This window comes from Acidovorax sp. NPDC077693, assembly GCF_044542805.1.
In the GTDB taxonomy this organism is placed as follows: Bacteria; Pseudomonadota; Gammaproteobacteria; order Burkholderiales; family Burkholderiaceae_C; genus Acidovorax.
Map to the genome: position 1 here is coordinate 12859 of NZ_JBITVD010000023.1, position 25655 is coordinate 38513.

The 25655-nt window shown below is 67.1% G+C and carries 24 protein-coding genes; 18 read left to right on the forward strand and 6 right to left on the reverse strand.

All coding sequences use genetic code 11. The features are described 5' to 3' along the window. The first annotated feature begins 3 nt into the window (after window positions 1-3). The 8 genes from ACIGHN_RS25195 to ACIGHN_RS25230 all read left to right on the forward strand — a co-directional run bounded on the left by ACIGHN_RS25195 (window position 4) and on the right by ACIGHN_RS25230 (window position 8927). A complete protein-coding gene (locus ACIGHN_RS25195; RefSeq protein ID WP_218384666.1) occupies window positions 4-777 on the forward strand; it encodes an ABC transporter ATP-binding protein in 774 nt (257 codons plus the stop codon). Then, on the forward strand, window positions 774-1523 hold the full coding sequence (locus ACIGHN_RS25200) for an ABC transporter ATP-binding protein (protein WP_056169906.1): 750 nt from the start codon (window positions 774-776) through the stop codon (window positions 1521-1523). The genes ACIGHN_RS25195 and ACIGHN_RS25200 overlap by 4 nt, the downstream gene beginning before the upstream one ends. A gap of 115 nt (window positions 1524-1638) precedes the next feature. Next, window positions 1639-2628, forward strand: coding sequence for a branched-chain amino acid ABC transporter permease (locus ACIGHN_RS25205; RefSeq protein WP_396506859.1), 990 nt, complete (start codon window positions 1639-1641; stop codon window positions 2626-2628). A gap of 15 nt (window positions 2629-2643) precedes the next feature. Next, on the forward strand, window positions 2644-3714 hold the full coding sequence (locus ACIGHN_RS25210) for a branched-chain amino acid ABC transporter permease (RefSeq protein ID WP_056418758.1): 1071 nt from the start codon (window positions 2644-2646) through the stop codon (window positions 3712-3714). 109 nt (window positions 3715-3823) lie between these two features. Then, window positions 3824-5986 carry a D-(-)-3-hydroxybutyrate oligomer hydrolase gene (locus ACIGHN_RS25215; protein ID WP_396506861.1) on the forward strand — a complete coding sequence of 721 codons (2163 nt, stop codon included), beginning with the start codon at window positions 3824-3826 and terminating at the stop codon, window positions 5984-5986. A gap of 115 nt (window positions 5987-6101) precedes the next feature. Continuing rightward, window positions 6102-7280: an ABC transporter substrate-binding protein gene (locus tag ACIGHN_RS25220; protein ID WP_396506863.1), complete on the forward strand. Its 1179-nt coding sequence runs from the start codon at window positions 6102-6104 to the stop codon at window positions 7278-7280. Between the two features lie 170 nt (window positions 7281-7450). Then, window positions 7451-8431, forward strand: a complete 981-nt coding sequence (locus tag ACIGHN_RS25225) for an alpha/beta fold hydrolase (protein ID WP_396506865.1) — start codon at window positions 7451-7453, stop codon at window positions 8429-8431. A gap of 25 nt (window positions 8432-8456) precedes the next feature. Further along, window positions 8457-8927 (forward strand): DM13 domain-containing protein, encoded by a 471-nt coding sequence (locus tag ACIGHN_RS25230; RefSeq protein ID WP_396506867.1) that lies wholly within the window; start codon window positions 8457-8459, stop codon window positions 8925-8927. A 54-nt stretch (window positions 8928-8981) separates the two neighbouring features. Here ACIGHN_RS25230 and ACIGHN_RS25235 read toward each other — a convergent pair whose 3' ends face one another. Beyond that, window positions 8982-9233, reverse strand: a complete 252-nt coding sequence (locus tag ACIGHN_RS25235; RefSeq protein ID WP_056169887.1) for a glutaredoxin — start codon at window positions 9231-9233, stop codon at window positions 8982-8984. Between the two features lie 202 nt (window positions 9234-9435). Between ACIGHN_RS25235 and ACIGHN_RS25240 the strand changes: the two genes are divergently transcribed. Then, window positions 9436-9612 carry a DUF2256 domain-containing protein gene (locus ACIGHN_RS25240; protein WP_396506869.1) on the forward strand — a complete coding sequence of 59 codons (177 nt, stop codon included), beginning with the start codon at window positions 9436-9438 and terminating at the stop codon, window positions 9610-9612. Window positions 9613-9717: 105 nt separating this feature from the next. On the opposite strand, the gene ACIGHN_RS25245 is transcribed toward ACIGHN_RS25240, so the two are convergent. Further along, the gene (locus ACIGHN_RS25245) at window positions 9718-10872 is read right to left on the reverse strand and encodes an ABC transporter substrate-binding protein (protein ID WP_396506871.1); all 1155 of its coding nucleotides are present in this window, start codon (window positions 10870-10872) and stop codon (window positions 9718-9720) included. A 271-nt stretch (window positions 10873-11143) separates the two neighbouring features. On the opposite strand from ACIGHN_RS25245, the gene ACIGHN_RS25250 reads away from it, so the two are divergent. After that, complete coding sequence (locus ACIGHN_RS25250; protein WP_396506873.1) at window positions 11144-12694, forward strand: cryptochrome/photolyase family protein; 1551 nt, start codon at window positions 11144-11146, stop codon at window positions 12692-12694. 199 nt (window positions 12695-12893) lie between these two features. Here ACIGHN_RS25250 and ACIGHN_RS25255 read toward each other — a convergent pair whose 3' ends face one another. Continuing rightward, window positions 12894-13793, reverse strand: a complete 900-nt coding sequence (locus tag ACIGHN_RS25255; protein ID WP_396506875.1) for an NmrA family NAD(P)-binding protein — start codon at window positions 13791-13793, stop codon at window positions 12894-12896. A 101-nt stretch (window positions 13794-13894) separates the two neighbouring features. Here ACIGHN_RS25255 and ACIGHN_RS25260 point away from each other — a divergent pair, with 101 nt between their 5' ends. Further along, complete coding sequence (locus ACIGHN_RS25260) at window positions 13895-14812, forward strand: LysR family transcriptional regulator (RefSeq protein WP_396506877.1); 918 nt, start codon at window positions 13895-13897, stop codon at window positions 14810-14812. A 215-nt stretch (window positions 14813-15027) separates the two neighbouring features. Here ACIGHN_RS25260 and ACIGHN_RS25265 read toward each other — a convergent pair whose 3' ends face one another. Beyond that, entirely contained in the window at window positions 15028-15372 is a 345-nt protein-coding gene (locus ACIGHN_RS25265; RefSeq protein WP_396506879.1) for a hypothetical protein, read from the reverse strand. Window positions 15373-15716: 344 nt separating this feature from the next. Here ACIGHN_RS25265 and ACIGHN_RS25270 point away from each other — a divergent pair, with 344 nt between their 5' ends. After that, window positions 15717-16454: an SDR family NAD(P)-dependent oxidoreductase gene (locus ACIGHN_RS25270; protein WP_396506881.1), complete on the forward strand. Its 738-nt coding sequence runs from the start codon at window positions 15717-15719 to the stop codon at window positions 16452-16454. 116 nt (window positions 16455-16570) lie between these two features. Here the strand turns inward: ACIGHN_RS25270 and ACIGHN_RS25275 are convergent, their stop codons facing one another. Then, window positions 16571-17575: a LysR family transcriptional regulator gene (locus ACIGHN_RS25275; protein ID WP_396506882.1), complete on the reverse strand. Its 1005-nt coding sequence runs from the start codon at window positions 17573-17575 to the stop codon at window positions 16571-16573. A 121-nt stretch (window positions 17576-17696) separates the two neighbouring features. Between ACIGHN_RS25275 and ACIGHN_RS25280 the strand changes: the two genes are divergently transcribed. From ACIGHN_RS25280 to ACIGHN_RS25300, 5 genes are read left to right on the forward strand one after another with little or no spacing between them, the layout of a single operon-like run. Continuing rightward, on the forward strand, window positions 17697-18548 hold the full coding sequence (locus ACIGHN_RS25280; protein ID WP_396506884.1) for an aldo/keto reductase: 852 nt from the start codon (window positions 17697-17699) through the stop codon (window positions 18546-18548). An 8-nt stretch (window positions 18549-18556) separates the two neighbouring features. Then, window positions 18557-19990: an MFS transporter gene (locus tag ACIGHN_RS25285; RefSeq protein WP_396506886.1), complete on the forward strand. Its 1434-nt coding sequence runs from the start codon at window positions 18557-18559 to the stop codon at window positions 19988-19990. Next, entirely contained in the window at window positions 19987-21171 is a 1185-nt protein-coding gene (locus tag ACIGHN_RS25290; protein ID WP_396506888.1) for a cupin domain-containing carboxymuconolactone decarboxylase family protein, read from the forward strand. Before ACIGHN_RS25285 ends, ACIGHN_RS25290 begins: the two co-directional genes overlap by 4 nt. Before the next feature lie 2 nt (window positions 21172-21173). Beyond that, window positions 21174-22322: an alpha/beta fold hydrolase gene (locus tag ACIGHN_RS25295; RefSeq protein ID WP_396506890.1), complete on the forward strand. Its 1149-nt coding sequence runs from the start codon at window positions 21174-21176 to the stop codon at window positions 22320-22322. Then, complete coding sequence (locus ACIGHN_RS25300; protein ID WP_396506891.1) at window positions 22319-23419, forward strand: alpha/beta hydrolase; 1101 nt, start codon at window positions 22319-22321, stop codon at window positions 23417-23419. Before ACIGHN_RS25295 ends, ACIGHN_RS25300 begins: the two co-directional genes overlap by 4 nt. A 453-nt stretch (window positions 23420-23872) precedes the next feature. Here ACIGHN_RS25300 and ACIGHN_RS25305 read toward each other — a convergent pair whose 3' ends face one another. Further along, the gene (locus tag ACIGHN_RS25305) at window positions 23873-24376 is read right to left on the reverse strand and encodes a transcription elongation factor GreAB (RefSeq protein ID WP_396506893.1); all 504 of its coding nucleotides are present in this window, start codon (window positions 24374-24376) and stop codon (window positions 23873-23875) included. 335 nt (window positions 24377-24711) lie between these two features. Between ACIGHN_RS25305 and ACIGHN_RS25310 the strand changes: the two genes are divergently transcribed. After that, window positions 24712-25542 carry an AraC family ligand binding domain-containing protein gene (locus ACIGHN_RS25310; RefSeq protein WP_396506895.1) on the forward strand — a complete coding sequence of 277 codons (831 nt, stop codon included), beginning with the start codon at window positions 24712-24714 and terminating at the stop codon, window positions 25540-25542. The last annotated feature ends 113 nt before the right edge of the window (window positions 25543-25655 follow it).

The window sequence follows — 25655 nt, forward strand, 5'->3', positions numbered from 1 at the left end:
CCCATGAGCACCTTGTCCACCAAGGACTTGACCATCCGCTTCGGCGGCCACGTGGCGGTCAACGCCGTGACCTGCTCTTTCGAGCCCGGCACGCTGACCGCCATCGTGGGCCCCAACGGCGCGGGCAAGACCACGTACTTCAACCTCATTTCGGGACAGCTGCGCGCCACGGCGGGCAGCGTCACGCTGGGTGGGCAGGACCTCACGGGGCAGTCCGTCTCGGCGCGCACACATGCGGGCCTGGGCCGGGCGTTTCAGCTCACCAACCTGTTCCCCAACCTCAGCGTGCTGGAGAACGTGCGCCTGGCCGTGCAGGCCACGCAAGAGGGCAAGCACCGCCGGGGGCTGAACCTGTGGAGCATCTGGAGCGACCACCGCGACCTGACCGACCGCGCCCGCGCCATCCTGCAGGCGGTGGCCATGCTCGACCGCCAGGACACGCCTGTGGCGAGCCTGCCGCACGGCGACCAGCGCAAGCTCGAAGTGGCGCTGCTCATGGCGCTGGAGCCGCAGGTCTACATGTTCGACGAACCCACGGCCGGCATGAGCCACGACGAGGCCCCCGTGATCCTGAACCTGATCCGCGAGCTGAAGAAGGACAAGACCAAGATCATCCTGCTGGTGGAGCACAAGATGGACGTGGTGCGCGAGCTGGCCGACCGCATCATCGTGTTGACCAACGGCACCCTGGTGGCCGACGGCGTGCCCGCCGAAGTCATCGCATCGCCCGTGGTGCAGGAAGCCTATCTCGGCGTGACGAAGGAGGCGGCCGCATGACGACCCCCAACACCCACAACAACGCGGGCAACCTGCTCGAACTCAAAGGCGTGCACACCCACATCGGCGCGTACCACATCCTGCACGGCGTCGACCTGGCCGTGCCCAAGGGCCAGCTCACCATGCTGCTGGGCCGCAACGGCGCGGGCAAGACCACCACGCTGCGCACCATCATGGGCCTGTGGCATGCGTCGCAGGGCAGCATCCACTTCGCGGGCCGCGACATCACGGCCATGAACACGCCCGCCATTGCCGGCATGAACATCGCCTACGTGCCCGAGAACATGGGCATCTTCGCGGACCTCACGGTGAAGGAAAACATGCTGCTGGCCGCGCGCGGCGCCAAGAACGCTGCGCAGATGGACACGGCCCGGCTCGAATGGATCTTCCGGCTCTTCCCGGCCGTGGAGAAGTTCTGGAACCACCCCGCGGGCAAGCTCAGCGGCGGGCAAAAGCAGATGGTGGCCGTGAGCCGCGCCATCGTCGAGCCGCGCGACCTGCTCATCGTGGACGAGCCCAGCAAGGGCCTCGCGCCCGCCATCATCAACAACATGATCGAGGCGTTCGACCAGCTCAAGAAGAGCGGCGTGACCATCCTGCTCGTCGAGCAGAACATCAACTTCGCCAAGCGGCTGGGTGACACCGTCGCCGTGATGGACAACGGCCAGGTGGTGCATGCAGGCAGCATGGCCGCGCTGGCGCAAGACGAGGCATTGCAGCGGTCGCTGCTGGGGCTGGCACTATGACAAACACTCTGAATTTCAAGCCTTTTGGTGCTCTACCGCTGGATGGGAAAGCGCAAGCAGCTATCGAAATGGTAGCGAACGCTGTCGCAGCACCCACCCGCCCAGGAGGCCCGGCATGAGCATCATCGCCCGCGACTTCGACTGGAAACCCCTGGCGCTGGTGCCGGCGCTCGCGCTGCTGGTGCTGCCCTTCATCGGCTCGCCCAGCACCTGGCTCACGCTCACGGTGGCGGGCCTGGCCATGGGCATGATCATCTTCATCATCGCCTCGGGCCTCACGCTCGTGTTCGGCCTGATGGACGTGCTCAACTTCGGCCACGGCGTGTTCATCGCGCTCGGTGCCTTCGTGGCCACCAGCGTGCTGGGCGCCATGGGCGACTACACGCAAAGCGCCGACCTGTGGCGCAACCTGATGGCGGTGCTGCCCGCCATGCTGGTGGCCATGGCCGTCGCCGGGGCGGTGGGCCTGGCGTTCGAGCGCTTCATCGTGCGGCCCGTGTACGGCCAGCACTTGAAGCAGATCCTCATCACCATGGGCGGCATGATCATCGGCGAAGAGCTGATCAAGGTCATCTGGGGCCCCGCGCAGATCCCGCTGCCGCTGCCCGAAGGCATGCGCGGCTCGCTGCTCGTGGGCGACGCCGCCATCGAGAAATACCGACTGATCGCCGTGGCGGTGGGCCTGGTGGCCTTCGGCGTACTGGCCTGGACGCTGTCGCGCACCAAGGTCGGCCTGCTCATCCGCGCGGGCGTGCAGGACCGCGAGATGGTCGAGTCGCTCGGCTACCGCATCCGCCGCCTGTTCGTGGGCGTGTTCGTCGTGGGCTCGGCCCTGGCGGGCCTGGGCGGGGTGATGTGGGGCCTGTACCAGCAGAACGTGATCCCGCAGATGGGCGCGCAGGTCAACGTGCTGATCTTCATCGTGATCATCATCGGCGGCCTGGGGTCCACGGGCGGCGCCCTCATCGGCGCGCTGCTGGTGGGGCTGATGGCCAACTACACCGGCTTTCTGGTGCCCAAGGTGGCGCTGTTCTCCAACATCGCCCTCATGGTCGCGATCCTGCTCTGGCGCCCGCAAGGGGTGTATCCAGTAGCGAACCGCTGAAGAGGAGCCCACAACATGCTGAACCGACTTCTCTCCGGCGACTACCCGCGCAGCAAGGTGCTGGCGGTGATCCTCGTGGCCATCTTCCTGGGGCTGGCGTTCGCGCCGTTCCTGTTCCCGGGCGTCAAGGCGCTGTCCGTCGCGGCCAAGGTGCTGATCTTCGTGGTGCTCGTCGCCAGCTTCGATCTGCTCTTGGGCTACACCGGCATCGTGAGCTTTGCGCACACCATGTTCTTCGGCATCGGGGCCTATGGCATTGCGGTGGCCACCACGCGCATGGGGCCCACCTGGACCGCACTGGGCGTGGGCCTGGGTGGCGCGCTGGTGCTCTCGCTGCTGCTGTCGCTGGCCGTGGGGCTGTTCTCGCTGCGGGTGCGCGCCATCTTCTTCGCGATGATCACGCTGGCCGTGGCCGCGGCGTTCCAGACGCTGGCGTCGCAGCTGTCGGACATCACCGGCGGCGAAGACGGCCTGACCTTCAAGGTGCCCGAGATCCTGTCACCCAGCTTCGAGCCGTTCGACGAGCCCTTCCTGGGCGTGACGCTGGATGGGCGGCTGCTGTGCTACTACCTGCTCTTCGTGGTGGCCGTGGCGCTGGTGCTGGCGCTGCTGCGCATCGTGAACTCGCCCTTCGGCCGCGTGCTGCAGGCGATCCGCGAGAACGAGTTCCGCGCCGAGGCCATCGGCTACCGCGTGGTGGTGTACCGCACCACATCCAGCGTGCTGTCGGCCCTGTTCGCCTGCTGCGCGGGCGCCATGCTCGCGCTCTGGCTGCGCTACAACGGGCCGGACACCTCGCTCAGCTTCGAGATCATGATGGACTGCCTGCTCATCGTCGTGATCGGCGGCATGGGCACCATCTACGGCTCGGCCATCGGCGCCGTGCTGTTCCTCGTGGCGCAAAGCTACCTGCAGGATTTGCTGCGCCTGGGCAGCGAGGCCGCGTCGGGCCTGCCCTGGCTGTCGGGGCTGCTGTCGCCCGACCGCTGGCTGCTGTGGCTGGGCGTGCTGTTCGTCCTGTCGGTCTATTACTTCCCCACCGGTGTGGTGGGGCGCCTGCGCGCGGCCGCGGCGCGCAAGGCCTGAGCACCACACGTCCGCCAGCGCGGACGTGGGTGGCGCCCGCAGGAGCGGGCGTGGGTGAGGTGCGGGGTAGCTGTGTAAAAAAGTGAAGACAAAAACAGGAGACAAGCACATGGTGAAGAAAAGCATCCACGGGGGCCTGCGCCCCTTCGTCCCCGCGGCCCTGGCGGCAGCGGTCCTCGCGGCCTGCGGCGGCAATGGCGGTGACAACAGCAACAACAACGCACCCGCGCTGAACGCCAAGCCCGCGTACCTGGGCACCATCAGCGAGACCAGCTACGACGGCACCAGCAACGACCTGCTGACCGCAGGCCTCGGGGCCAGCGGCCTGGCCGCAGCCCTGCCGCCGGCCTCTGCCGACCCGCTCAAGCCCACGGCGGCCGAGCTGCGCCGCACGGCCATCCACACCAACTACCGCGGCATGCTCGACATGACAGCCGCGGGCGGCTACGGCCTGCTGTACGGCCCCAACGTCGATGCGCAAGGCAAGGTCACCACGGGCGAGGGCAAGGTGGCGGGCACCGAGTACATCGCCTTTGCCGACGACGGCACGGGCCGCAAGAACGTCACGCTCATGGTGCAGGTGCCCACCACGTTCAACCCGGCCAAGCCCTGCATGATCACGGCCACCACCTCGGGCTCGCGCGGCGTGTACGGCGGCATCTCCACCGGCGAATGGGGCCTGAAGAAGGGCTGCGCCGTGGCCTACTCAGACAAGGGCACGGGCGGCGCGCCGCACGACCTGCAAAACGACACCGTGCCGCTGATCGACGGCACGCGCGCCACCGCCGCCGCGGCGGGCAAGAACGCGGCCTTCAACGCCGGCCTCACGGCCACCGAGCTGGCCGCCTTCAACACCGCCACGCCCAACCGCTTCGCCTTCAAGCACGCGCACTCGGGCCAGAACTCCGAGAAGGACTGGGGCACCACCACGCTGCAGGCGGTGGAGTTCGGCTACTACGTGCTCAACCAGCGCTACGGCAACACCGACGCCGCCGGCCAGCGCCTCAAAACACTCACGCCCGCCAACACCATCGTCATCGCGTCCAGCATCTCCAACGGCGGCGGCGCCGCCATTGCCGCGGCCGAGCAGGACACGCAGGGCCTCATCAGCGGCGTGGCCGTGTCCGAGCCGGCGCTCGAGCTGCCGGCCAACCCCGGCGTCACCGTGCGCCGCGGCGGCACCACCGTCGCCGTCACGGGCAAGACGCTGGTGGACTTCACCACCTACGCCAACCTGTACCAGGCCTGCGCGTCGCTGGCCGCCTCGGTCAGCACCAGCCCCTATGCGGCTGCGTACGCTGCGGGCTTTGCCAGCGCGGCGCTGCCCATTGCGCCCAACCGCTGCGCGGCACTGAAGAACGCCGGGCTGCTGTCGGCCTCCACCACCGCCACGCAGGCCGAAGAGGCGCTGCAAAAACTGCGCGACTACGGCTGGGAGCCCGAGTCGAACGACCTGCACGCATCGCTGGCCGCGTTCGAAGTCGCGCCCGCCGTGGCCGTGACCTTTGCCAACAGCCTCTCGCGCGCCAGCGTGAAGGACCACCTGTGCGGCTTCAGCTACGCCGGTGCCACGGCGGCCGGTGCGGTGGCGCCGCTCGCACCCGCCGCGCTGGCGGGCATGTTCGCCACGGGCAACGGCGTGCCGCCATCGGGCGGCATCCAGCTCATCAACAACCAGGGCAGGCTGGGCGCGGCGCGCGACTTCCTGTCGGTGTCCGAGTCCGGCGTGGCCGACTGGAACACGCCGGGCGCGCTGTGCCTGCGCAACCTGGTCACCGGCACCGACGCCGCCGCCAAGAAGCTGCAGGCCGGTGTCGATGAAACCCGCCGCAACGGCAACCTGCGCGGCAAGCCCGCCATCATCGTGCACGGCCGCGCCGATGCGCTGCTGCCCGTGAGCCACACCTCGCGCCCCTACGCCGCGCTGAACAAGAAGGTCGAGGGCGCGGGCAGCAAGCTCAGCTATGTGGAAGTGGCCAATGCCCAGCACTTCGACAGCTTCATCGGCCTGCCCACGGTGCTGCCCGGCTACGACACCCGCTACGTGCCGCTGCACGTGTACCTGAACCACGCGCTCGACGCGGTGTACGAGCACCTGGCCAACGGCAAGGCACTGCCTGCCAGCCAGGTGGTGCGCACCGTGCCGCGCGGCGGCGTGGCCGGCAGCGCGCCCGCCATCACCGCGGCCAACGTACCGCCACTGGCCGCCACCCCCGTGGCCGCCAACGCCATTGCCGTCACGGCAGCAGGCGCCATCACCATACCCGACTGACCGCAAGGAGCTTCGCAAGACCACCGCAGTCCAGCCCCCCCGGGTTGAGCACAGGCCCCGTGCCCGCGCTCACCGGAAGGCTGCGCGAACGACATCCGAACGGAGACACGACACGATGGAAAAGCTCAAACGATGGAGCCGCTGCGCAGCCTCCAGGCTGGCGTCAATGGTGGCAATGGCGGCAATGACGGTGGCCGTGTGCAGCGCCGCCCTGGCGCCCCCGCTGCACGCGGCCGAGGTCGTGGTGGGGCAGGTGGCCCCGCTGTCGGGCGTGCTGGCCAGCACCGGCGCGCAGATGGTGCTGGGCGGCAAGATCTACTTCGACTGGGTCAACGCCCAGGGCGGCGTGCACGGCGCCACCATCCGCCAGGAGGTGGTGGACGACGCGTACAAGGTCGCAGACACCGTGCGCCTGACCCGCGGCATGCTGGCGCGCCCCGACGTGGTGGCGCTGTACGGCTTTGCGGGCACCGCCAACATCACGCAGCTCTTGGCCGACGGCGTGCTGGAGCAGGGCGGCGCCGCGCTGGTCGCGCCGTACACGGGCGGCGAGTCGCTGCGCAGCCCGTTCAACCCCTGGATCTTTCATGTGCGTGCGGGCTACGTGGACGAGACCGAGCACATGGTGCAGCAGCTCACCACCCTGGGCATGAACCGCGTGGCCGTGATGTACCAGGACGACGGCTTCGGCAAGGCGGGCCTGGCGGGCGTGGAGGCGGCGCTGGCCAAGCGCAACCTCAAGCTGGTGGTGGCCGCGGGCTACGAGCGCAACACCGACCAGGTCGATGGTGCCGTCAAGGCCATCAAGGCCGCCGATGTGCACGCTGTCATCATGATCGCCATCAACAAGCCCGCCGCCGCGTTCATCCAGCGCTATCGCGAGCAGGGCGGCGGCGCGCAGCTGTACAACATCTCGGTGGTGGACCCGACCGAGCTGGTCAAGCTCGCGGGCATCAAGAACGCGCACGGCCTGGGCATCAGCCAGGTGGTGCCCTACCCCTACCGGCCCCAGCTGCCCGTGGTGCGCGAATACCAGTCGCTGCTCAAGAAATACGCGCCCGACGCCGAGGTCAACTACACCAGCTTCGAGCAGTTCCTGGGTGCCAAGGTGCTGGTCGAGGCGCTGCGCCGCGCGGGGCCCGCGCCCTCGCGCGCCCGGGTGGTCAAGGCGCTGGAGTCGCTGCAGAGCTACGACCTGGGCGGCATCACGCTCGGCTACTCGCCCACCAACCGCATCGGCTCGCGCTATGTGGAGGTCACCGTCATCGGCAGCAACGGCCGCCTGATGAAATAGTACGGATATGCCTTCAACCGTTGAACGTCGTTGGTTCGCCTTGCCGTGCTACAGCACTGTCTGCGGCTCCCGCCTAGTTGAACGGTCGAATGCACATCCGTCCATGCCGCGCCGCCCACGCAGCCGCCCGCCGTTTTCCATTTTCGTTTTCGTCCCCAAAGGTTGCCACCATGTCCCCCACTTCGCGCTACGCCACCTGCGCCGGCTATGAGATCCACTACATGGAGTGGGGCGGGGGCGCACCCGATGCGCCGGTGGTCATCGCCTGGCACGGCCTGGCGCGCACCGGGCGCGACATGGACGAGCTGGCCGCCCACCTGGCGCCACGCTTTCGGGTGATCTGCCCCGACACCATCGGCCGGGGCCTGAGCCAGTGGGCCCGCGTGCCAGGGGACGAATACCAGCTGTCGTTCTACGCGCGCATCGCGGCCGATCTGTTCGACCAGCTCTCCATCGACAAGGCGCACTGGGTGGGCACATCGATGGGCGGGGCCATCGGCACGGTGTGCGCGTCGGGCCTGTTCGAGCCGCAGCTCAAGGGGCGCATCACCAGCCTGCTGCTCAACGACAACGCGCCCCGCCTGGCCGATGCGGCGCTCGAACGCATCAAGGCCTATGCGGGCCACCCGCCATCGTTCGGCACGGTGCAGGAGCTCGAAGCGTTCTTCCGGCAGGTGTACCAGCCCTACGGCTGGCTCAGCGACGAGCAGTGGCGCCGCCTGACCGAGACCTCCACCCGCCGCCTGCCCGACGGCCGCGTGACGCCGCACTATGATCCGGCCATGGTGCAGCAGTTCACCCACCACACCAACGACTACCTGATCTGGGACCACTACGACGCGCTGGACATCCCCGTGCTGTGCCTGCGCGGCGAGCAGTCCGACCTGGTGCTGCGCGACGTCACCGCCGAGATGCTGACCCGCGGCCCCGGCGCGCGCGGCCAGGTCCAGGTGATCGAAGTGGCCGGCTGCGGCCATGCCCCGGCGCTGAACGTGCCCGCGCACTACGCGCTGGTCGACCGGTTTTTGGTGCACGGCGTGAAGGACCCCGGCCCGGCCGAGCCCGCCGTCGTGCGGTCTGCCGGCGGTGCGGGCCTGCATGCGAAGGCGCCGGTGCAGTACCGCGCCGCCACGCACCTGCAGTGGCCGTGATGACTGTGATGACTGTGGCACAGCGATGAAGAAACTGCTGGCGCTGACCGCCTCGCACCTGCTGACCGGGGCGATGGGCTTTGGCGCGGGAGTGTATGTGCTGCCCATCCTCATTGCGCCGGCCAGCCCCACGCCGCAAGACCTGCAGCCCAGCGCGTCCACCGCGCAGTGGACGGCCACGCTGCGCCGCGACCTCAAAGGCAGCGACGCGCTGCACTGGGGCGAGGGCACGGTCCACATCGGCCCGCACAGCATCAGCCTGCAGGGCCGGCTGGCCCCCGGGCCCGACTACAAGCTGTACCTGTCGCCCCAGTTCGTGGAGACCGAGGCCGACTTTCTGCGCATCAAGCCGCAGATGCTGCGCATCGGCGACGTCAAGACCTTCGACAACTTCATCGTCCCGGTGCCGCAGGGCGCAGACCCTGCCAGGTTCAACACCGTGGTCGTGTGGTGCGAGACCTTCGGCCAGTTCATCACCGCAGCGCAGTACCGCTAGCGGTGCGCAACCCGAAGGTGGCTGTCGGGGCTTTGGCGGTTGCCGCAGCGGTGGTTACGGTTGCTGCTGGGCCAGTTGCGCCAGGGCAGCCTGCACGCCCGCCAGGCCACCGACCCGCTGGTCGTTGATGAAGACCTGCGGCATCTGCCGCACCGACGGCCCGCACTTGGCATAGAAAGCCAGGCGCTCGGCCTCGTCGTCGATCTTGATCTCTTCAAAGGGCAGGGCGCGCGACTGCAGCAGCTTCTTGACGGAGTCGCACTGCGGGCAGGCGGACTTGGAATACACGGTGATTTTGAGCGTCATGGGCGCAAGTTTACGGGCGCCGCTGCCCGCCTGCGCGGCTGGGGGCATCTGCCCGCTGCGGCACAATGGCGGCGGCAGGGGGGTTGCGGCCTGGTGCCGGGCTCGCCAGGCACCACCCGCCGTCACCGCAGCCAGCCGCCCCGTTCAACTGTCTGTTCAATCCGCGCGCCCAGCCCCCGTACCCTGGTATCTCTGCACACCCATGCGCATGCGCAAGAAGCACGACCTGCCGCACAAGACCTGCCTGCACTGCGGCCTGCCCTTCACCTGGCGCAAGAAGTGGGAGAAGGTGTGGGACGAGGTGAAATACTGCTCGGACCGCTGCCGCAGCGAACACAAGCGCCAGCGCCCGGCCGGTGGCGGCAGCACCGGCCCCTGACCGGCCAGCCCGCGGCGGCGGTCAGCCCCCACACCGGCCGATGGATCGTTTCGCAGATGGAAGCCTGGTCGCCTCGCCGCTGCACCGCTTCACCACCTGACGGCATCAGCGCCTGAACCGATCCCCATTGAAGTACGTCAGCTCCACAAAATCCGTGCCGTTGTGGTCCTGCGGCCCATACCGCAGCTCGAAGCCGCCCATGTCGTACGGCCGCATGGAGTGCAGCGCCTCCATCAGCTTCTCGCGCGACGCGGCGCGGCCCGCGCGGCGCAGCGCTTCGATCATCAGGCGGCCGCTCACATAGCCTTCGAGCGACGAATACCCCGGCGCGCTGCCTTCCACACGCTTGAGCGCGGCCTGGTAGGCCTTCACCAGCGGTATCGCCACGCTGTCGGGGTTGGGCACCACCTGCGCCACCGTGATGCCCTTGGCCGACTCGCCCAGCGCGGCCAGCAGCGGGCGCGAGCCCAGGAACGAAATCGAAAACGCCGGCGCCTTCACCCGCGCACGCAGCGCCTTGTAGAACGGAATGCCCATCGCGCCCACCGACAGCGACGTCAGCGCGTTGGGCTGCCACGCTGCAATCTCGTCCACCGCACGGGCAATGCCCTCGGGTGTCTCGGTCACGAGGAACGCCTTCCACGCCGTGTTGCCATGCGCCTTGGCCGCCGCTTCGAACGCCGCCAGCGTCGCCTTGCCAAACGGGTTGTCAAAGTACGCCACCGCGCACTTGGTGAACCCGGTGGAGCCCAGCTGCTGCACGATCTTGCTCAGCTCCTGCGCATAGCTGGCGCGCGCATGGAACACCAGCGGGTTGAAGGGCCGCAGCGCGTCCGACCCCGTGGCCGGCGCTATCACCGGCACCTTGGCGGCCATGGCCACCGGCAGCGCGCCCATCACGCTGGTGGTGCCGCCGCAGCCCAGCAGCGCAAAGGCGCGCTCCTGCTCGACGAGCTTGCGGGCGTTGTCCGTGGCCTTGGCTGGGTCGCCGCCGTCGTCCAGGCTCACCAGCTCCAGCTTGCGCCCGTCCACGCCGCCCTTGTCGTTGGCCTCGATGAACGCGGCGTTGATGCCCTTGTTCATTTCCACGAACGGAAACGCCAGCGGCCCGCTGAGCGCCGCCGTCTGGCCGATGCGCCAGGCCTCGGCAGGCTGCGCGTGCACCCACGCAGGGGCCGTGGCGGCCGAGGCCGCCGCAGCGGCAAGCAACCGGCGGCGCGTGAGTGGCGGCGGGGCGCAAGGGGTTGGAAGGGTGGGCATGGGCCGGGTCTCCTGTCGTTATGTGTCCGGCCAGCCGGGCCCGCACAGGGCGCACCCGCCGCTGGCGGCGCGGCCAGTATCCAGCGCGGCCCGGCCCGCACCGGTCGGGGAAAACACTGGCTGCACCGCCCCGCGCGTCACCTTGGAGACTGGCCCCGGACCGCGTCCTGGCTGCCCGCGCGTGTGCAACTGGGCCTGCCCATCGCGCCCCGCGGCGCCGCCCGAACATAATCCAGTGGCAGCGCCACACCACGCCCCTTTGACCACATCCATGACCCCACCCCCGCCCCGCGCCCACACCCTGCGCCTGGTGCTGGGCGACCAGCTCAACCCCCTGCACAGCTGGTTTGCCGAGCACGATGCCGGCGTGGTCTACGTGCTGATGGAAGTGCGGCAAGAGACCGACTATGTGCTGCACCACGCGCAAAAGATCCTGGCCATCTTCGCCGCCCTGCGCGACCTGGCGCGCCAGCTGCGCGCGGCCGGCCACCGCGTGCGCTACGTCGCCATCGACGACGCCAGCAACCGCCAGTCCCTGCCCGGCAACCTGGCCGCGCTCATGGCGCACTACGGCGCGCAGCGCCTGCAGTACCAGCACCCCGACGAATGGCGGCTGGACAAGCAGTTGCGCACCTGGGGCGCGGAGCAAACCTTTGCCGTCGAGGCCGTGGGCAGCGAGCACTTCTACACATCGCGCACCGAGGTGGCCGACACGTTCCGGGGCCGCCCGCAGTGGCTCATGGAGCACTTCTACCGCCGCATGCGCCAGCGCCACCGCGTGCTGATGGACGACGTGGGCGAGCCCGAAGGCGGCCACTGGAACTACGACCACGACAACCGCAAGCCCTGGCCCGGCACGCCCGCCACCCCGCCCGATGCACGCCCCACGCACGACCACAGCGCGCTGTGGGTCACCATCGTGGCCGCGGGCGTGCAAAGCTTTGGCAACCCCCAGGCCGCGCAGCTGCGTTGGCCCGTCAATCGTGCCGAGGCGCTGGCGTGGCTGGACCACTTCATCACCGCTACGCTGCCGCACTTTGGCGCCTACGAAGACGCCATGAGCACGCGCAGCGCGCGCTTGTTCCACTCGCTGCTGTCGTTTGCGCTCAACACCAAGATGCTGAACCCGCGCGAGGTGGTGCAGCGCGCGGAGGCCGCCTACCGCGCAGGCACCGCCCCGCTGCCGGCGGTGGAGGGCTTCGTCCGCCAGATCCTGGGCTGGCGCGAATACGTGCGCGGCATCTACTGGGCCCACATGCCCGGGTACGACGAGCGCAACGCCCTGGGCCACACCGCGCCCCTGCCCGACTGGTTCTGGACCGGCCACACCCGCATGCGCTGCATGCAGCACGCCGTGGGCCAGTCGCTGGAGCATGCGTACGCCCACCACATCCAGCGCCTCATGGTCATCGGCAACTTCGCATTGCTGGCAGGGCTTGACCCCGCCGCCGTGCACCGCTGGTACCTGGGCGTGTACATCGACGCGTTCGAATGGGTGGAGGTGCCCAACACCGTGGGCATGAGCCAGTTCGCCGACGGCGGCCTGCTGGCCACCAAGCCGTATGTGAGCAGCGCCGCGTACATCGACCGCATGAGCGACTACTGCACCGGTTGCCACTACGACAAGAAGCTGAAGGTGGGGGAGCGTGCGTGCCCGTATAACGCGCTGTACTGGGACTTCTTTGCGCGCAACGAAGCAGTGCTGGGCAAGAACCCGCGGCTGGTGATGGTTTATCGGCAGGTGGAGAAGATGCAAGGGCCGCAGCTGGATGCGCTGCGCGAGCATGCGGCGCTGGTAAGGGGGCGGCTGGACGAGCTCTGATCGCAGGCCCGGCGGGCACGGTTGCTTGCGCTGGGCGGCACCACCGCGCGGCTACGTGAGCAGTTCGATCGTGCGAGGGGCTGGCCGCTCCATCGAATGGGGTGCCAAGCTGATTCCGCACGATCAAACTCTCCTTGGCCCCCACCGCGCACCGCTCGATGGCCTCGGCGTGAGATGCCGCCTGCCAAGTGCCAGCCGCCTACGCCGTTTGCGACTGTGCGATGGCAGAGATAACCTGCTCCAGCGCAGTCGTTCCTGCCCGCTGCATAGCGCTGGCATCGCTCTTGATGTCGATATGCGAGCTATTGAGCCCCACCGTCATTTCGGTAAACCCCGCAAGCGCCGCCGTGGAAAACTGGGCACCCGCCAGCGCCAGCGGCCAATCCGCCTGCGGCAGCACCGCCACATCGACCGGCTTCTTGATCGTGGCTGAGACCACGGCCGCTACATCGTGCGGACTGTAGTCTGCGGGCCCCGAGAGCGTCACCGCACAGGTCTGCGTCCACTCTTCTTGCAGCAAAGCAGCGGCAGCGCTGCCGACATCCACCGTGGCCACCATCGGCAGCCGCCGTTGCGGTGGTGCCAAAAACGTGGGCAGGGTGCCGCTGCGCACCGCCTGTTGAACCAGCGGCGTCCAGTTCTCCATGAAATACGCTGCGCGCAGGAAGAGGGTGGGCACGCCCGCTTCGCCCAGCCGCTGCTCCAACATTCGGTTCATCCCGATCCACCCGATCTTGCTGTCACGGTCTGCGCCCACCGAAGAAAGGGCCACGAGTTTGGGCACGCCTGCCGCCAGCGATGCACGCGCCACGGTGTCGGCTATCAAGGCAGCCATTTCGAACAGATCTTCACGACCGTAGTGCTGTGGGCAGACGACGTAGGCGCCCCGCACACCGCGGAGCGCTCCGGTCATGGCCGCCGGATCTGTCAGGTCGGCCACAGCCACCTCTGCGCCACGGTCGGTCCACGGGCGGCCTTTGGCCGGGTCGCGCACCACCACGCGCACCGGTTGGCCGGCCTGCAGAAGCGCGTGGGCGGCGGCAGCGCCGGTGCGTCCTGTCACGCCAAACACGGCATACGGCAATGAAGAAACAGTCATGCAAAAACTCCTACTCAAGATGAACAGAAATGGTGGATGATGGCCCGCAATGCATCAATGGTATGGAAGGCATAGCAAGAATGCACCAAGTGGATTTGTCAATGATCGACCTCAACCTGCTCAAACTCTTCGAGGCGCTGGTACGAGAGCGCAGCGTGACCCAGGCGGGCCTGCGCCTGGGCCTGAGTCAACCGGCCGCCAGCCGGGCACTGGGGCGCCTGCGCAGCATGCTGGGCGACCAACTGGTGGTGCGCGGCAGGCTTGGGCTGGACCTGACGCCGCGCGGTGAAGCACTGGCAGGCCCCGTGAGCAAGTTGCTGGACGACGCACGGGGCATCGTGTCGCCCGCAGTCTTCGACCCCGCCGCGGCCACAGGCCGCATCACCATCGCCGCGCACGACCACCTGAGCATCGTGGTGTTGGCGGGCCTGGTATCGCGTTTGGAGCAAAAGGCGCCCGCCTTGAGCCTACACATCGCCCAGCCGGCCGGCGACAACGTGCGGCTGATCGAGCAAGGCGCCGCAGACCTGGCGCTGGGCATTTTTGATGCGCTGCCGGGCAGCCTGCATCGGCGGGGACTCTATACCGACAGCCTGGTGTGCGTGGTGCGGGCCGGCCACCCTGCGGCCCAAGGAGCATTCACGCTGGGCCGTTACGTGGCCCTGCGCCAGGTTGCGGTGACGATTTCTGGCGTGGGGGAGAGCGCTGTGGATGTCGCTCTTTCAGCCCAGGGGCTTACCCGCCATGTCGCACTTCGGGTGCCGCATTTTCTGGCGGCGGCCATGCTGGTCGCGGACAGCGACATGGTCCTGACCCTGCCCAGCCGGTTTGCGCGTTTGATGGCCAAGAGGCTTCCGCTTGCGCTGCTGGACTTGCCGCTACCGGTGGCGTCTTTGTCACCGGCCATGATCTGGCACGAACGCTTTCACGGGGACCCGGCGCATGCGTGGGTGAGGCAGCAGTTGGTGGATATCGCCGCGTCGCTGGATGTGGAGACTATGCGCGATGCGGGCGTGTGATGGACAAGCGGCGGGCTGCGAAGTGATGCGATCCGCTCGTCTTCATTGGTCAGCATCAGTCGGAATTGGCGGGCGAAGGTGGAGCGGCCCTCGGTGCCAAGCATGTAGCCGCGCCCAATGCTTTTGGGCTCACCACGCCCTCCAATGCGCTGCATGATGAAAGCCGTAGGCCCGTCGGTAGCTGGTTTCCAAAGAGGCTATTGCTCAGTCGCGAATCAGCCCATTCGGGTGCCTGCGGCTGCGATTGGATAGACAACGACGAAATCTGCAGCGGCGTCAGTTTCGTCACCTATCGATGTGCCCACCGTCGCAGCGTCCGCAAGCCTGTTGCCATAGATTTCTTCCGTCTCCAATACGTGGATGACCAGCGGAACGCCTGCCTCCACGTTGTCAGCAGCCAAGAAGATCAGCATTGCATGGGTGCCGTCTTCGTAGTCGAAGCCACTGTCGCGTAACAAGCCGTCCGAGAGCTTGTTCAACCGGTCAGGGAGTGCATACCGAAGGTCAAGGTCGGGATTGACCAGGAGGTGAGGTTCGAGTCGAATCAACAGTGATGGCATGGTGCCCCCTTTGTGACGATGGTATCGAACGAGTCTTTAGGGGACAGCGTGGGAGCCGCGTTCTGCCATCGACTAGGAGCTTGCTCGCTGCTGAGCCGGCGCCCGCCGCAAGGCGGTACTGTTGGCTTTGAAGGGATGAATGCTGACGTGGCAGTGTTCGGTACCTTGCTGAAAAGGTAGCATGACGACCTGCCGTTGCTCTTGGTCGGGCAGTCGATGGGCTCGTTCGCTTTGGCGGCGATCCTCGACCACGCAACGCCGTGGTCCGCCTTGCGTAGGCATCTCGATGCGCTGGAACACGTCGCTACTTCAACCAGTCGCTATGCCAACCGCAGGATTGCGCCATGTCTCACGCACACTACCCTGCCACGCCTTTCACCTCCCTGCAGTCCCTGCCCAAGGGCTACCGCGCCATCGTCATCGGTGCCACCGGCGCCATCGGCAGCGCCTTTCTGGCGCACCTGCTGGCCGACCCGCGCTGCGCCCTGGCCCTGGGCCTGGGGCGCCACACCAGCCCGGCGATCGACCTGGACGACGAGGCCACCATCGCCAACGCCGCCCAACACCTCAAGGCCCAGGGCCCGTGGCACTGCATCATCCACGCCGCCGGCATGCTGCATGGCCCCCACGGCCTGCCTGAAAAGCGCCTGGGCCAGATGAACTACGCGCAGATGGAGGCCACCTTCCGCGCCAACACCTTCGGCCCTGCGCTGGTGCTGGCCCACTTTGCGCCGCTGCTGCCCAAGCAAGAGCGCGGCCTGCTGGCCGTGCTCTCGGCCAAGGTGGGCAGCATTGGCGACAACCGCCTGGGCGGCTGGTACAGCTACCGCGCCTCGAAGTCCGCGCTGAACATGCTGCTCAAGACGGCGTCCATCGAAGTGGCCCGCACCCACCCGCAGGCCGTGCTGGTGGCGCTGCACCCGGGCACCGTCGATTCGGCGCTGTCGGCACCGTTCAATGGTGCGGAAATCGGCCGCCGGGCCAGCGATGCGGCGGGCGATATGTTGCGGGTGATGGATGGGTTGGAGGCGGGGGAGACGGGCGGTTTTTATGGCTATGGCGGTGAGCTGCTGCCTTGGTGAGGGGAGGGCGGTTTAAGGCTGATAGGCGATGTCGCCAACGGCCGCCTTGCAGCCTCGCAGCCTCGAAGACGGCGACCAGACGGCGGGACATTGCGCGCCGCCTGCCCTCTGTTCGACTAGGACTCGCCGCGTTTGCTCTTTGCAGACAACTTGGCCCTTGACGCCGAGCCTCGGGGCTCGCGTCGACCACCAAGCAATTCCTTGCTGCTCAACACGTACTCGGAGTTCTCGGTCAGACGTTGCACGGCCAGGTCGATGAAGGCCCGCGCGCGCGCGGGCTGCGAGGTCCTGCTGCCGAAGTACACGAAGTAGCTGGCGTAATCTGGCATGTGGTCGACCAGGATGGGAACCAGTTGACCCGCCCGGATGTATGGTGCGGCCGTCACTCCGGCCAACTGCCCCAGCACTTTGCCTGCCAGCACGGCCTGCAATTCGAAGACTTCGTCATTGCTGCAGATGGCTGGCACCACCGGCTGGTCGACCACTTGCTCGTCGAGCTTGACGTGCCACGGCGCGACCTTGCCCGTGCCAGGGTGGCGAAAGGCGCTGCAGCGGTGAGAAGCGAGTGCGCCCAATGAGTCGGGAACGCCATGCCGTTCGAAGTAGGCCGGTGCACCGCAGATGAGCAACTGCAGCGGGAACAGTTTGCGCGCAATGACGCCCTCGTGGGGCGAAGGACCGAGCCTGAAGCCGACGTCCACACGGTCTTCGACCCAGTTGCCGACGCGGTCGTCCAGCAGCACGTCGGGCTGGATGCCGGGGTAGCGCTCGCAGAACTCCTCCACCAGGCGCCAGAGTATGGGCTGGAACGTCGTGCGTGGTCCGGCGATGCGCAGAGGCCCGGCAAACTCATCCCGTGCCATGCGGGCGTTCTGCAGCGCCCGCTGCATGCCCATGAGCGCCGGCTGTACGTCATCGAGCAGGCGTTGTCCCGCATCGGTCAATGACATCACCCTCGTCGTGCGGTGAAACAGCCGCGCGTTCAAGTGCTCCTCCAGCTGAGCCAGCGCCTTGCTGGCCGCCTGGGGGCTGATGTTCAGCGCCAGTGCGGCCTTGCGCAGGCTGCCCAGCTCGGCCGCCTGGATGAAGGTGGAGATGGAACGAAGCTCGTTGATGGCCATGGGATGCTGCCTCCTGCCTGAATTGTCACCATTCTGATGCCAATCAAACAACCTTCTTGTCACTATTCGGATGCGAGTTGAGTGCCTACAGTCCGTTCCATTGAATCCCAAAGAACCCGCCATGCAACACGTCACCCTGAACAACGGTGTCCAGATGCCCATCCTGGGCTTTGGCGTCTTCCATATCTCCGATGCTCAGGAGTGCGCGCGCAGCGTGGTCGATGCCATCGAGACGGGCTACCGGCTGATCGACACCGCCGCTTCCTACATGAACGAAGAGGCCGTCGGCATGGGTCTCAAGGCCAGCGGCGTCGCCCGCGACCAGCTCTTCGTCACATCCAAGCTCTGGGTGCAGGACGCCGGCTACGATCGCACCCGGCAGGCCATCGACAAGTCGCTGCGCCGACTCCAGACCGACTACCTTGACCTCTACCTGATCCACCAGCCCTTCGGCGATGTCCACGGCGCCTGGCGTGCGATGGAAGAGGCCTACCGCGCCGGCAAGCTGCGCGCCATCGGCGTCAGCAACTTCCATCCGGACCGGCTGATGGACATTGAGGCCTTCAACGAGATTGCGCCAGCGGTCAACCAGGTCGAGGTGAACCCTTTCCAGCAGCAGCTTGAGAGTGTGCCTTTCATGAAGGAGATCGGTGTGCAGGCCGAAGCCTGGGCGCCCTTCGCCGAAGGGCGCAACGGCCTGTTCCAGAACGAGGTTTTGCTGGCCATAGGCGCGCGCTACGGCAAGTCGGCCGGCCAGGTCGTGCTGCGCTGGCTGGTGCAGCGCGGTATCGTCGCCCTGGCAAAGTCGGTTCGCAAGGAGCGCATGGCCGAGAACATCGCCATCTTCGACTTCTCGTTGGACGATGAGGACATGGCCCGCATCGCGGCGCTCGACACCAATACCAGCAGCTTTTTCTCGCACCGCGATCCGGCCATGGTCAAGTGGATGTCAGAACGCAGGCTGGACCTCTGAGGCGCTGCGTGAACACGTCGGCACCTCCAGCACACTCCGGCAAGGCGGGCACCGTGCTGGCCATCATCGTGGCCAGCTACCTGATGATCGTGGTGGACATCTCCATCGTCATCACCGGCCTGCCTCGCATCCAAGCCAGTCTGGGTTTCAGCGCGGCCCAGCTGTGCTGGGTGACCAATGCCTACACCCTGGCCTTCGGCGGCCTGCTGCTGCTGGGGGCCCGTGCCGGCGACATCCTCGGTCGCCGGCGCATGTTCATCCTGGGACTGGCCTTGTTCACGCTGGCCTCGGTGGCGATCGGTCTGGCCGGATCGGCCGCTTGGCTGCTCGCGGCCCGCGCCGTCCAAGGCGTCGGCGCAGCGGTCCTGGCGCCCTCCACCTTGGCCCTGCTGTCCACGCATTTCGCCGAAGGCCCGGCGCGTACCCGCGCTCTGTCCCTGTACGCCGCAGCGGCTGGCGTTGGTGCCACGCTGGGGCTGGTGCTGGGCGGCTTGTTCGCCGACCTGCTGTCCTGGCGCGCCGGCTTCTTCATCAACCTGCCCATCGGGCTGCTGCTGATCGTCGCGGCCCGCCGGCATATCGCGGAGACGCCGCGTCATCGGGGCCGTTTCGACCTGGGTGGTGCGCTGAGCTCCACCCTGGGGATGACGGCGCTGGTCTATGGGCTGGTTCGAGCGGCCGACGCGGGCTGGTCGGATGCGCAAGCGCAAGTGGCTCTGGTCGCTGGCGTGCTGATGCTGGTTGCCTTCATCGGGATCGAGTGCCGCGTCAGCCAGCCGATCCTGCCGATGCGCCTGCTGGCCAGCCGGGAGCGCGCGGGAGCCTATCTCGCGCGCATGCTCTTCCTGGGCGGCGCCGTGGGCTTCTGGTTCTTCTCCACGCAGTTCCTGCAGGGCGTGCTGCACCTGCGTCCGCTGCAGGCGGGCATCGCGTTCCTGCCGGTGACCCTGCCCAACTTGGTGTCGGCCCTGGCCGTGCCCAAGCTGGCACGCCGCTTTGGCAACGAGCGCCTGCTGCTCGTGGGCCTGCTGCTGGGTGTCATCGGCCTCCTGTGGCTCGGCCTGGCCGGTGCCGATGCCAGCTACTGGGCCGACGTGGCGCCGCCCATGCTGCTCATCGGCCTGGGCCAGGGCCTGCTGCTGGCCCCTTTGACCGCTGCCGGTGTCGCCGGGGTGGCCCGTGAAGATGCCGGTGCCGCCTCCGGCATGGTCAACATCGCGCACCAACTGGGCGGGGCCTTGGGGCTGGGGCTGCTGGTGCTCGTCTTTGCCCATTCGGCGCCGGTCGTCGGCGCACAGGACAGCGCCGCGCTGGCACAGCGGATTTCTGCCGTGATGGATGTGGGCGCTCTGTTGCTCGGCCTGGCCCTGCTCGTGTCCTGGGCCTTCATCTTCTTGCCCGGTCGCCACGCGCGACAACAAGCTCAGGAGGTACTTTCGTGAAAACATTGCTTTGCTTGGCCATGGGCGCCGCAGCCGCCTCTGCTGGTGCGCAGCCTGCCGACGGCACCGCTACCGCTGCACCCGTGGTGCAGGTGCGGGCCGCGTCGTCCGCGCCGGTTGCCACCGGTGCCGCCGAGAACTTCAGTGGGGTCGCCCGCATCAGTTCTCCCTTCAAGGCGCTGTCCCCCGGCAGGGCCGGCGGCGCGACCGTGAGCTTTGAGCCCAGCGCGCGCACGGCATGGCATACCCACCCGCTAGGACAGACCCTCATCGTCACGGCAGGCCTGGGCTTGGTGCAGCAGCAAGGTCAGCCGGTACAGGTCATCCGCCCCGGCGACGTGGTCACCATTCCTGCCAACGTTCGCCACTGGCATGGTGCCGCGCCCGAGACCGTGATGACGCATGTGGCCATCGCCGAGAAGGACAACGGCATCTCGGTTCGCTGGCAGGAAAAGGTCGCTGACGCGGACTACCGGGCTGCCTGGGTTAGTACCGGGCTGGGCCTTGAGCGCAGCCACGTCAAGTCGCAGGCGCCCGCCGGGACTTTGTCGCCCAGGCAGCGCGCCATCCCGCTGATCGCGGCGTTCGCGGCGAGCAGCGACATGCCCAGGCTCGGCGCCGCGCTGAACCAAGGCCTGGATGCAGGTCTCAGCGTCGGCGAGGCCAAGGAGGTGCTCGTGCAACTCTATGCCTATGCCGGCTTCCCGCGCAGCCTCAATGCGCTGGGTGAACTGCTGAAGGTGGTCGAGGTACGCCGGCAGCGCGGCATCCAGGACGCACCGGGACGAGAACCCAGCCGCGCCGTGTCCACCGGTGACGAGTTGCTGCGAGCCGGCCGGGCCAATCAGACGGAAATCTCCGGCGGGCCGGTTCAAGGCCCGGTGTTCGACTTTGCGCCCGTCATCAACCAGTTCCTTCAGGCCCATCTGTTCGGCGACATCTTCGAGCGCGACAACCTCGACTGGCCCAGCCGCGAGTTGGCCACCGTCGGTGCATTGGCCGCCACGCCGGGCGCAGAGGCGCAATTGCGCTCGCACATGCGCGCCAGCTTGCGCGTGGGCCTGGCGCCCGCCCAGCTGCAGCAGCTCACGCAAGCGCTGGCAGAAGAGGTCGGCGACCAAGCTGCGTTGCGCGCGCGCGAAGCCCTCACACACGCACTGGCTCTGGCATCGAAAGGATGAGCATGAACATCACCCGCCCCCGTTTCAGCTCGACTTTGGCCTCGACCTTCGCCTCGACCTTGGTGATTGCCAGCCTGCTCGCCAGCTGTGCGGCGCCTGGAGGCGCCGGCCGTGGCGACTTGGTCATTCTTCAGTCGCAAGGCAGCTTCGCCGTCGGCGGCACGGTGCTGAAGACACCCGGCACGTATGACAACAATCAGCCCACTGCGGCTGGACAGAGCTTTCACGGCGACCACCTCTACGCCTTCTACCAGGTCCCGCTGCACCCCAGGCCCCTGCCCATCGTGATGCTCCACGGCGCCTTCCAGTCGGCACGCAGCTGGGAGTCCACGCCGGATGGCCGGGAGGGCTTTCAGACCCTGTTCGTGCGCCGAGGTTGGCCGGTCTATCTGGTCGATCAGCCGCGCCGTGGACGCGCGGGCAACAGCACGGTGGCCGCCTCGCTCGCGCCCGCCCCCAACGACCAGCTGTTCTTCGACCAGTTCCGCATCGGCAAGTGGCCCAGCTACTTCGACAACGTCCAGTTCGACCGCAAGCCGCAGACGCTGGACCAATTCTTCCGCTCGGTCACGCCCAACACCGGGCCTTACGACGCCACTGTGATTGCGGATGCCATGTCGGCGCTGCTGGTCAAGACCGGCCCGGCCGTTCTATTCACTCACTCGCAGGGCGGCGGGCCAGGCTGGCTGACAGCCATCAAGAGCCCCAACGTGAAGGCCATCGTTGCGTTCGAGCCTGGAAGTGGATTCATCTTTCCACCGGGTGAACTGCCGCCAGCCATGCCCAGCGCGGCGGGAACCCTGGCACCGGAGGCGGTGTCGGCCGAGGACTTCCAGAAGCTGACCCGGGTTCCCATCGTCATCTACTACGGCGACAACTTCCCGACCGAGCCCACGACGGAACGCGGCCAGGACAACTGGCGGGTGCGACTCGCCATGGCTCGCCTCTGGGCGGACGCCGTCAACAAGCATGGCGGCGATGCGCGCGTGGTGCACCTGCCGGAGACGGGCATCCGCGGGAACACCCATTTCGTCATGTCCGACCTGAACAACGTGCAGATCGCCGACCTGGTGTCTGCCTTCCTGGCGCAGAAGAAGCTCGATGGCGCCCGCGCCCAGCCCCGTTCACTCACACGATTGGAACCTCTATGACCCACGAAGCCTTCAACGCAAAGCGCCGCGATTTCCTCGGGACTTCGGCACTCGCAATTTCCGCAGCAAGCCTGGGCGTTACAGCAATGACCCTCTCGACCTCGGCAGCCGCGGCCGACTACAAGAAGAACCCCTTCACACTGGTGTACGGCGATGCCATTACCGCCAACGAGCCGGGTCAGGTCCATATCCATCCGGTGACGTACAAGCTCAATGGCCTGGACATCGTCGCCAACGTCTATACCCCCGCAAACTTCGATCCGGCCAAGAAGTACCCCGCCGTGGTGGTCGCACACCCCAATGGCGGGGTCAAAGAGCAGACCGCCGGCCTGTATGCGCAGCGGCTGGCCGAGCTGGGCTACGTCGCGATGGCCATGGATGCCGCCTACCAGGGCGGCAGCGGCGGGCTGCCACGCTCGGTGGATACGCCGGGAAACCGCACCGAGGATATCCATGGCGCCGCCGACTTCATCACCCGCTACCCCGGCGTCGACGCGGCGCGCCTTGGGTTGCTGGGCATCTGCGGCGGTGGCGGCTATTCGCTGGCCGCAGCAAAGACCGACAAACGCTTCAAGTCGGTGGCCACGCTCAGCATGTTCAACTCGGGTCGGGTCCGTCGCAACGGCTTCGCCGACTCGCAGCTCGCCACGATTCAGCAGCGTCTGAAGCAGGCTTCGGACGCACGCGCCCAGCAGATGGCTGGCGGGAAGCTTCTCTACTCCGGCGACGCCGATATGACGGATGCGCAGATCGCTGCCTTGCCCTTCGAGATGTACCGGCAAGGCTACGAATACTACTGGCGCACCCATGCCCATCCGGGTTCGACCTTCAAGTACACCACCAGCAGCCTGCTGGACCTGATGCGTTGGGACGCGACGGACCAGATCGACATGATCGAGCAGCCCTTGCTGATGATTGCCGGCAGCAGGGCCGACAGCCTCTACATGACCGAGGCCGCGTTTGCGAAGGCAACGGGCGCGAAAAACAAGGAACTGTTTCTCGTTGAGGGCGCCACGCACATCGAGACCTACTGGGTCCCCAAGTACGTGGATGCTGTCTTGGCCAAGCTGGCCCCTTTCTATGCCAAGAACCTGTGACGCCGGTTCGACCAGTTTCAAGCGGTCGTCAACCAAAGAGTTGAAGGGGGCTGTGTGGTGTTTGCCCAGTGCCGCGTCGGCGCAGGAATCAGTCCCTGTCGGCGTGTATCAGCTTTAGTCGTCATTGATAGACACACGACTCTTTGAACCAGGCACGCCCAGGTATGCATGCCATCGATCTGTGGCGGTTGCACCGCTCACTGTTGAGCCGGACGGATCGGAAGCTCAACGCACCGGCGTCTTGCAAGGACGGCTTTCAGCGAACAATGCTGTACACAGGGACTGACCGTCAAGGTCTGCAATCGCTGCACTGCAGATATCGTCGCGGTCGATGTTCAGCCAGCACACCTCCATTGGTCCACGGGACTACTTTTTTGTGACGTGGCTCAATTCACGCCCCATCTCATTCAAGACCCGCATTGCTGATCAATCCGGCGTGCGCTTACCGTCCGCTCAATCAACCCGCAGCACCTCAAACTCCTGCCGGACCAGTGCAACCTGTATCCACACTGCATCCCCCTCGCACTTGCCCAGCACAGCCCTGCCCAACGGGGCATCGCTGCTGATCACCTGCACGGTGTGACCGGCGCAGGCCAGCTTCATGCTGCCTCCCTGCGGGCCCAGAAAGAGCAGCAACTGTTGCTGCCGCTGCTGCTGCTGCTGGTCATCGGCATCGACCAGGCAGACCAGTGCACCCAGCTGTATGCCTTGGCGGGCGTCGTAAGGGTGCGGGCGGAACTGGCGCCAATGGGCCATCGCCTGGCGGATGGCTTCGGCGCGGCGGGCCTGGCCGGTGGCCAGGTAGGCGGCTTCCAGGCCCAAGGTGTCGTACTTGTTCTCGGCGATGTTCTCTTCGTGGGTCGCGGTTTCATGGGCCGCCCGCACGGCCTCCTCGGCTTGCAGCAGGTCTTCGGCGAGGCGTTCCAGTACCTGCTGCTGCAGCAAGAATTTATCCATGATGATCATCAAAAGTCGGCATCTCTAACGGGCGGGGGCGGCGCTGGATTATGAAGGGCGCCACCGGTCTTCGGGGCTTCACACGCGGCACCAGACCGAGCAGAAAGCACAGCGGGTGCAGGGTGTGGTCGTCGTGCAGTGCTCGCAGCCGCCTCGTGTCGAATGCCGGGGGTGAACCGGCCTGTGGCGTGGCGGTACCGATCTACCGGTGCAAGCTGGGTGGGCGACTCTGCATGCGTTCATGCACGACTGTGCACGGGTGTCGCCCTTCACCTTGCTCGGTACGCGTTGGCTTGTCGACATCGCTGCCCCCATGCCCTGCCTACAATGCCGTGATGAGCCGGCCCCCAGCACCCGCACCCCTCGAGTGGGTCAGGCACGCCGAACCCATCGACGGCATGAAGCGCATCGAGGCGCGCTTTCATGGCAAGGCCTATGCGATGCACCGCCACGACACCTACGCAATCGGCAGCACGCTGGCAGGTGTCCAAAGCTTCAACTACCGCCACAGCCGGCGCGACAGCCTGCCGGGCCACACGATGGTGTTGCACCCCGATGAGGTCCACGATGGTCAGGCCGGTACCGACGAGGGCTTCCAGTACCGCATGGTCTATGTGGAGCCCGCGCTCATCCAGGCGGTGCTCCAGGGGCGCGCGTTGCCGTTCATCGAAGGGGGCGTGACCACCGACCCGCGCCTGGCGCTGGCCACCCACCACCTGCTGCGGCACATCGACACGGTGCCGGAGCCGCTGGAACACAGCCATGCCGTGGCCGAGCTGGCGCATGCGCTGCAAGCCGTGGCGGGCGCCCCTGCGCGGCTGCCCCAGGGCGACTTTCTGGCCGCGCAGCGTGCCTACGACTATCTGCATGCCCACCAGGCCCGGGTCATTGCGCTGGACGAGCTGGAGGCAGCCACGGGCCGTGACCGGTGGAGTCTGTCGAGCGACTTTCGCATCTTCTTCGGCACGAGCCCTTATCGCTTTCAGACGATGCGGCGGCTCGATGTGGTGCGCCGCATGTTGATGGGCGGTGCGTCGCTGGCCGACGCTGCCGCGACCGCCGGGTTTGCCGACCAGAGCCACATGACCCGCCACTTCACCAAGACCTTCGGGCTGACCCCGGGGCGGTGGCTGCGCATGGCCTCCGGCGGACGGGTTGCGCAGTGATGGGTGGATGAATGGATGAATGAACGGATGGATGGATGAAGGGGCGAGCCACGAACGTTCAATACAGGGTGAACAACGCTGCGTAGATTCGGCTTCTTTTTCCAAGGAAGGAG

Bases quoted from the DNA above. Each gene is read 5' to 3' on its own strand.
- ACIGHN_RS25275 (WP_396506882.1), bottom strand. From the start codon at position 17,575: ATGGCCATCAACGAGCTTCGTTCCATCTCCACCTTCATCCAGGCGGCC.
- ACIGHN_RS25215 (WP_396506861.1), top strand. From the start codon at position 3,824: ATGGTGAAGAAAAGCATCCACGGGGGCCTGCGCCCCTTCGTCCCCGCG.
- ACIGHN_RS25240 (WP_396506869.1), top strand. From the start codon at position 9,436: ATGCGCATGCGCAAGAAGCACGACCTGCCGCACAAGACCTGCCTGCAC.
- ACIGHN_RS25220 (WP_396506863.1), top strand. From the start codon at position 6,102: ATGGAAAAGCTCAAACGATGGAGCCGCTGCGCAGCCTCCAGGCTGGCG.
- ACIGHN_RS25200 (WP_056169906.1), top strand. From the start codon at position 774: ATGACGACCCCCAACACCCACAACAACGCGGGCAACCTGCTCGAACTC.
- ACIGHN_RS25265 (WP_396506879.1), bottom strand. From the start codon at position 15,372: ATGCCATCACTGTTGATTCGACTCGAACCTCACCTCCTGGTCAATCCC.
- ACIGHN_RS25250 (WP_396506873.1), top strand. From the start codon at position 11,144: ATGACCCCACCCCCGCCCCGCGCCCACACCCTGCGCCTGGTGCTGGGC.
- ACIGHN_RS25300 (WP_396506891.1), top strand. From the start codon at position 22,319: ATGACCCACGAAGCCTTCAACGCAAAGCGCCGCGATTTCCTCGGGACT.
- ACIGHN_RS25225 (WP_396506865.1), top strand. From the start codon at position 7,451: ATGTCCCCCACTTCGCGCTACGCCACCTGCGCCGGCTATGAGATCCAC.
- ACIGHN_RS25235 (WP_056169887.1), bottom strand. From the start codon at position 9,233: ATGACGCTCAAAATCACCGTGTATTCCAAGTCCGCCTGCCCGCAGTGC.
- ACIGHN_RS25280 (WP_396506884.1), top strand. From the start codon at position 17,697: ATGCAACACGTCACCCTGAACAACGGTGTCCAGATGCCCATCCTGGGC.
- ACIGHN_RS25245 (WP_396506871.1), bottom strand. From the start codon at position 10,872: ATGCCCACCCTTCCAACCCCTTGCGCCCCGCCGCCACTCACGCGCCGC.
- ACIGHN_RS25205 (WP_396506859.1), top strand. From the start codon at position 1,639: ATGAGCATCATCGCCCGCGACTTCGACTGGAAACCCCTGGCGCTGGTG.
- ACIGHN_RS25230 (WP_396506867.1), top strand. From the start codon at position 8,457: ATGAAGAAACTGCTGGCGCTGACCGCCTCGCACCTGCTGACCGGGGCG.
- ACIGHN_RS25260 (WP_396506877.1), top strand. From the start codon at position 13,895: ATGATCGACCTCAACCTGCTCAAACTCTTCGAGGCGCTGGTACGAGAG.
- ACIGHN_RS25270 (WP_396506881.1), top strand. From the start codon at position 15,717: ATGTCTCACGCACACTACCCTGCCACGCCTTTCACCTCCCTGCAGTCC.
- ACIGHN_RS25195 (WP_218384666.1), top strand. From the start codon at position 4: ATGAGCACCTTGTCCACCAAGGACTTGACCATCCGCTTCGGCGGCCAC.
- ACIGHN_RS25255 (WP_396506875.1), bottom strand. From the start codon at position 13,793: ATGACTGTTTCTTCATTGCCGTATGCCGTGTTTGGCGTGACAGGACGC.
- ACIGHN_RS25295 (WP_396506890.1), top strand. From the start codon at position 21,174: ATGAACATCACCCGCCCCCGTTTCAGCTCGACTTTGGCCTCGACCTTC.
- ACIGHN_RS25305 (WP_396506893.1), bottom strand. From the start codon at position 24,376: ATGGATAAATTCTTGCTGCAGCAGCAGGTACTGGAACGCCTCGCCGAA.
- ACIGHN_RS25310 (WP_396506895.1), top strand. From the start codon at position 24,712: ATGAGCCGGCCCCCAGCACCCGCACCCCTCGAGTGGGTCAGGCACGCC.
- ACIGHN_RS25210 (WP_056418758.1), top strand. From the start codon at position 2,644: ATGCTGAACCGACTTCTCTCCGGCGACTACCCGCGCAGCAAGGTGCTG.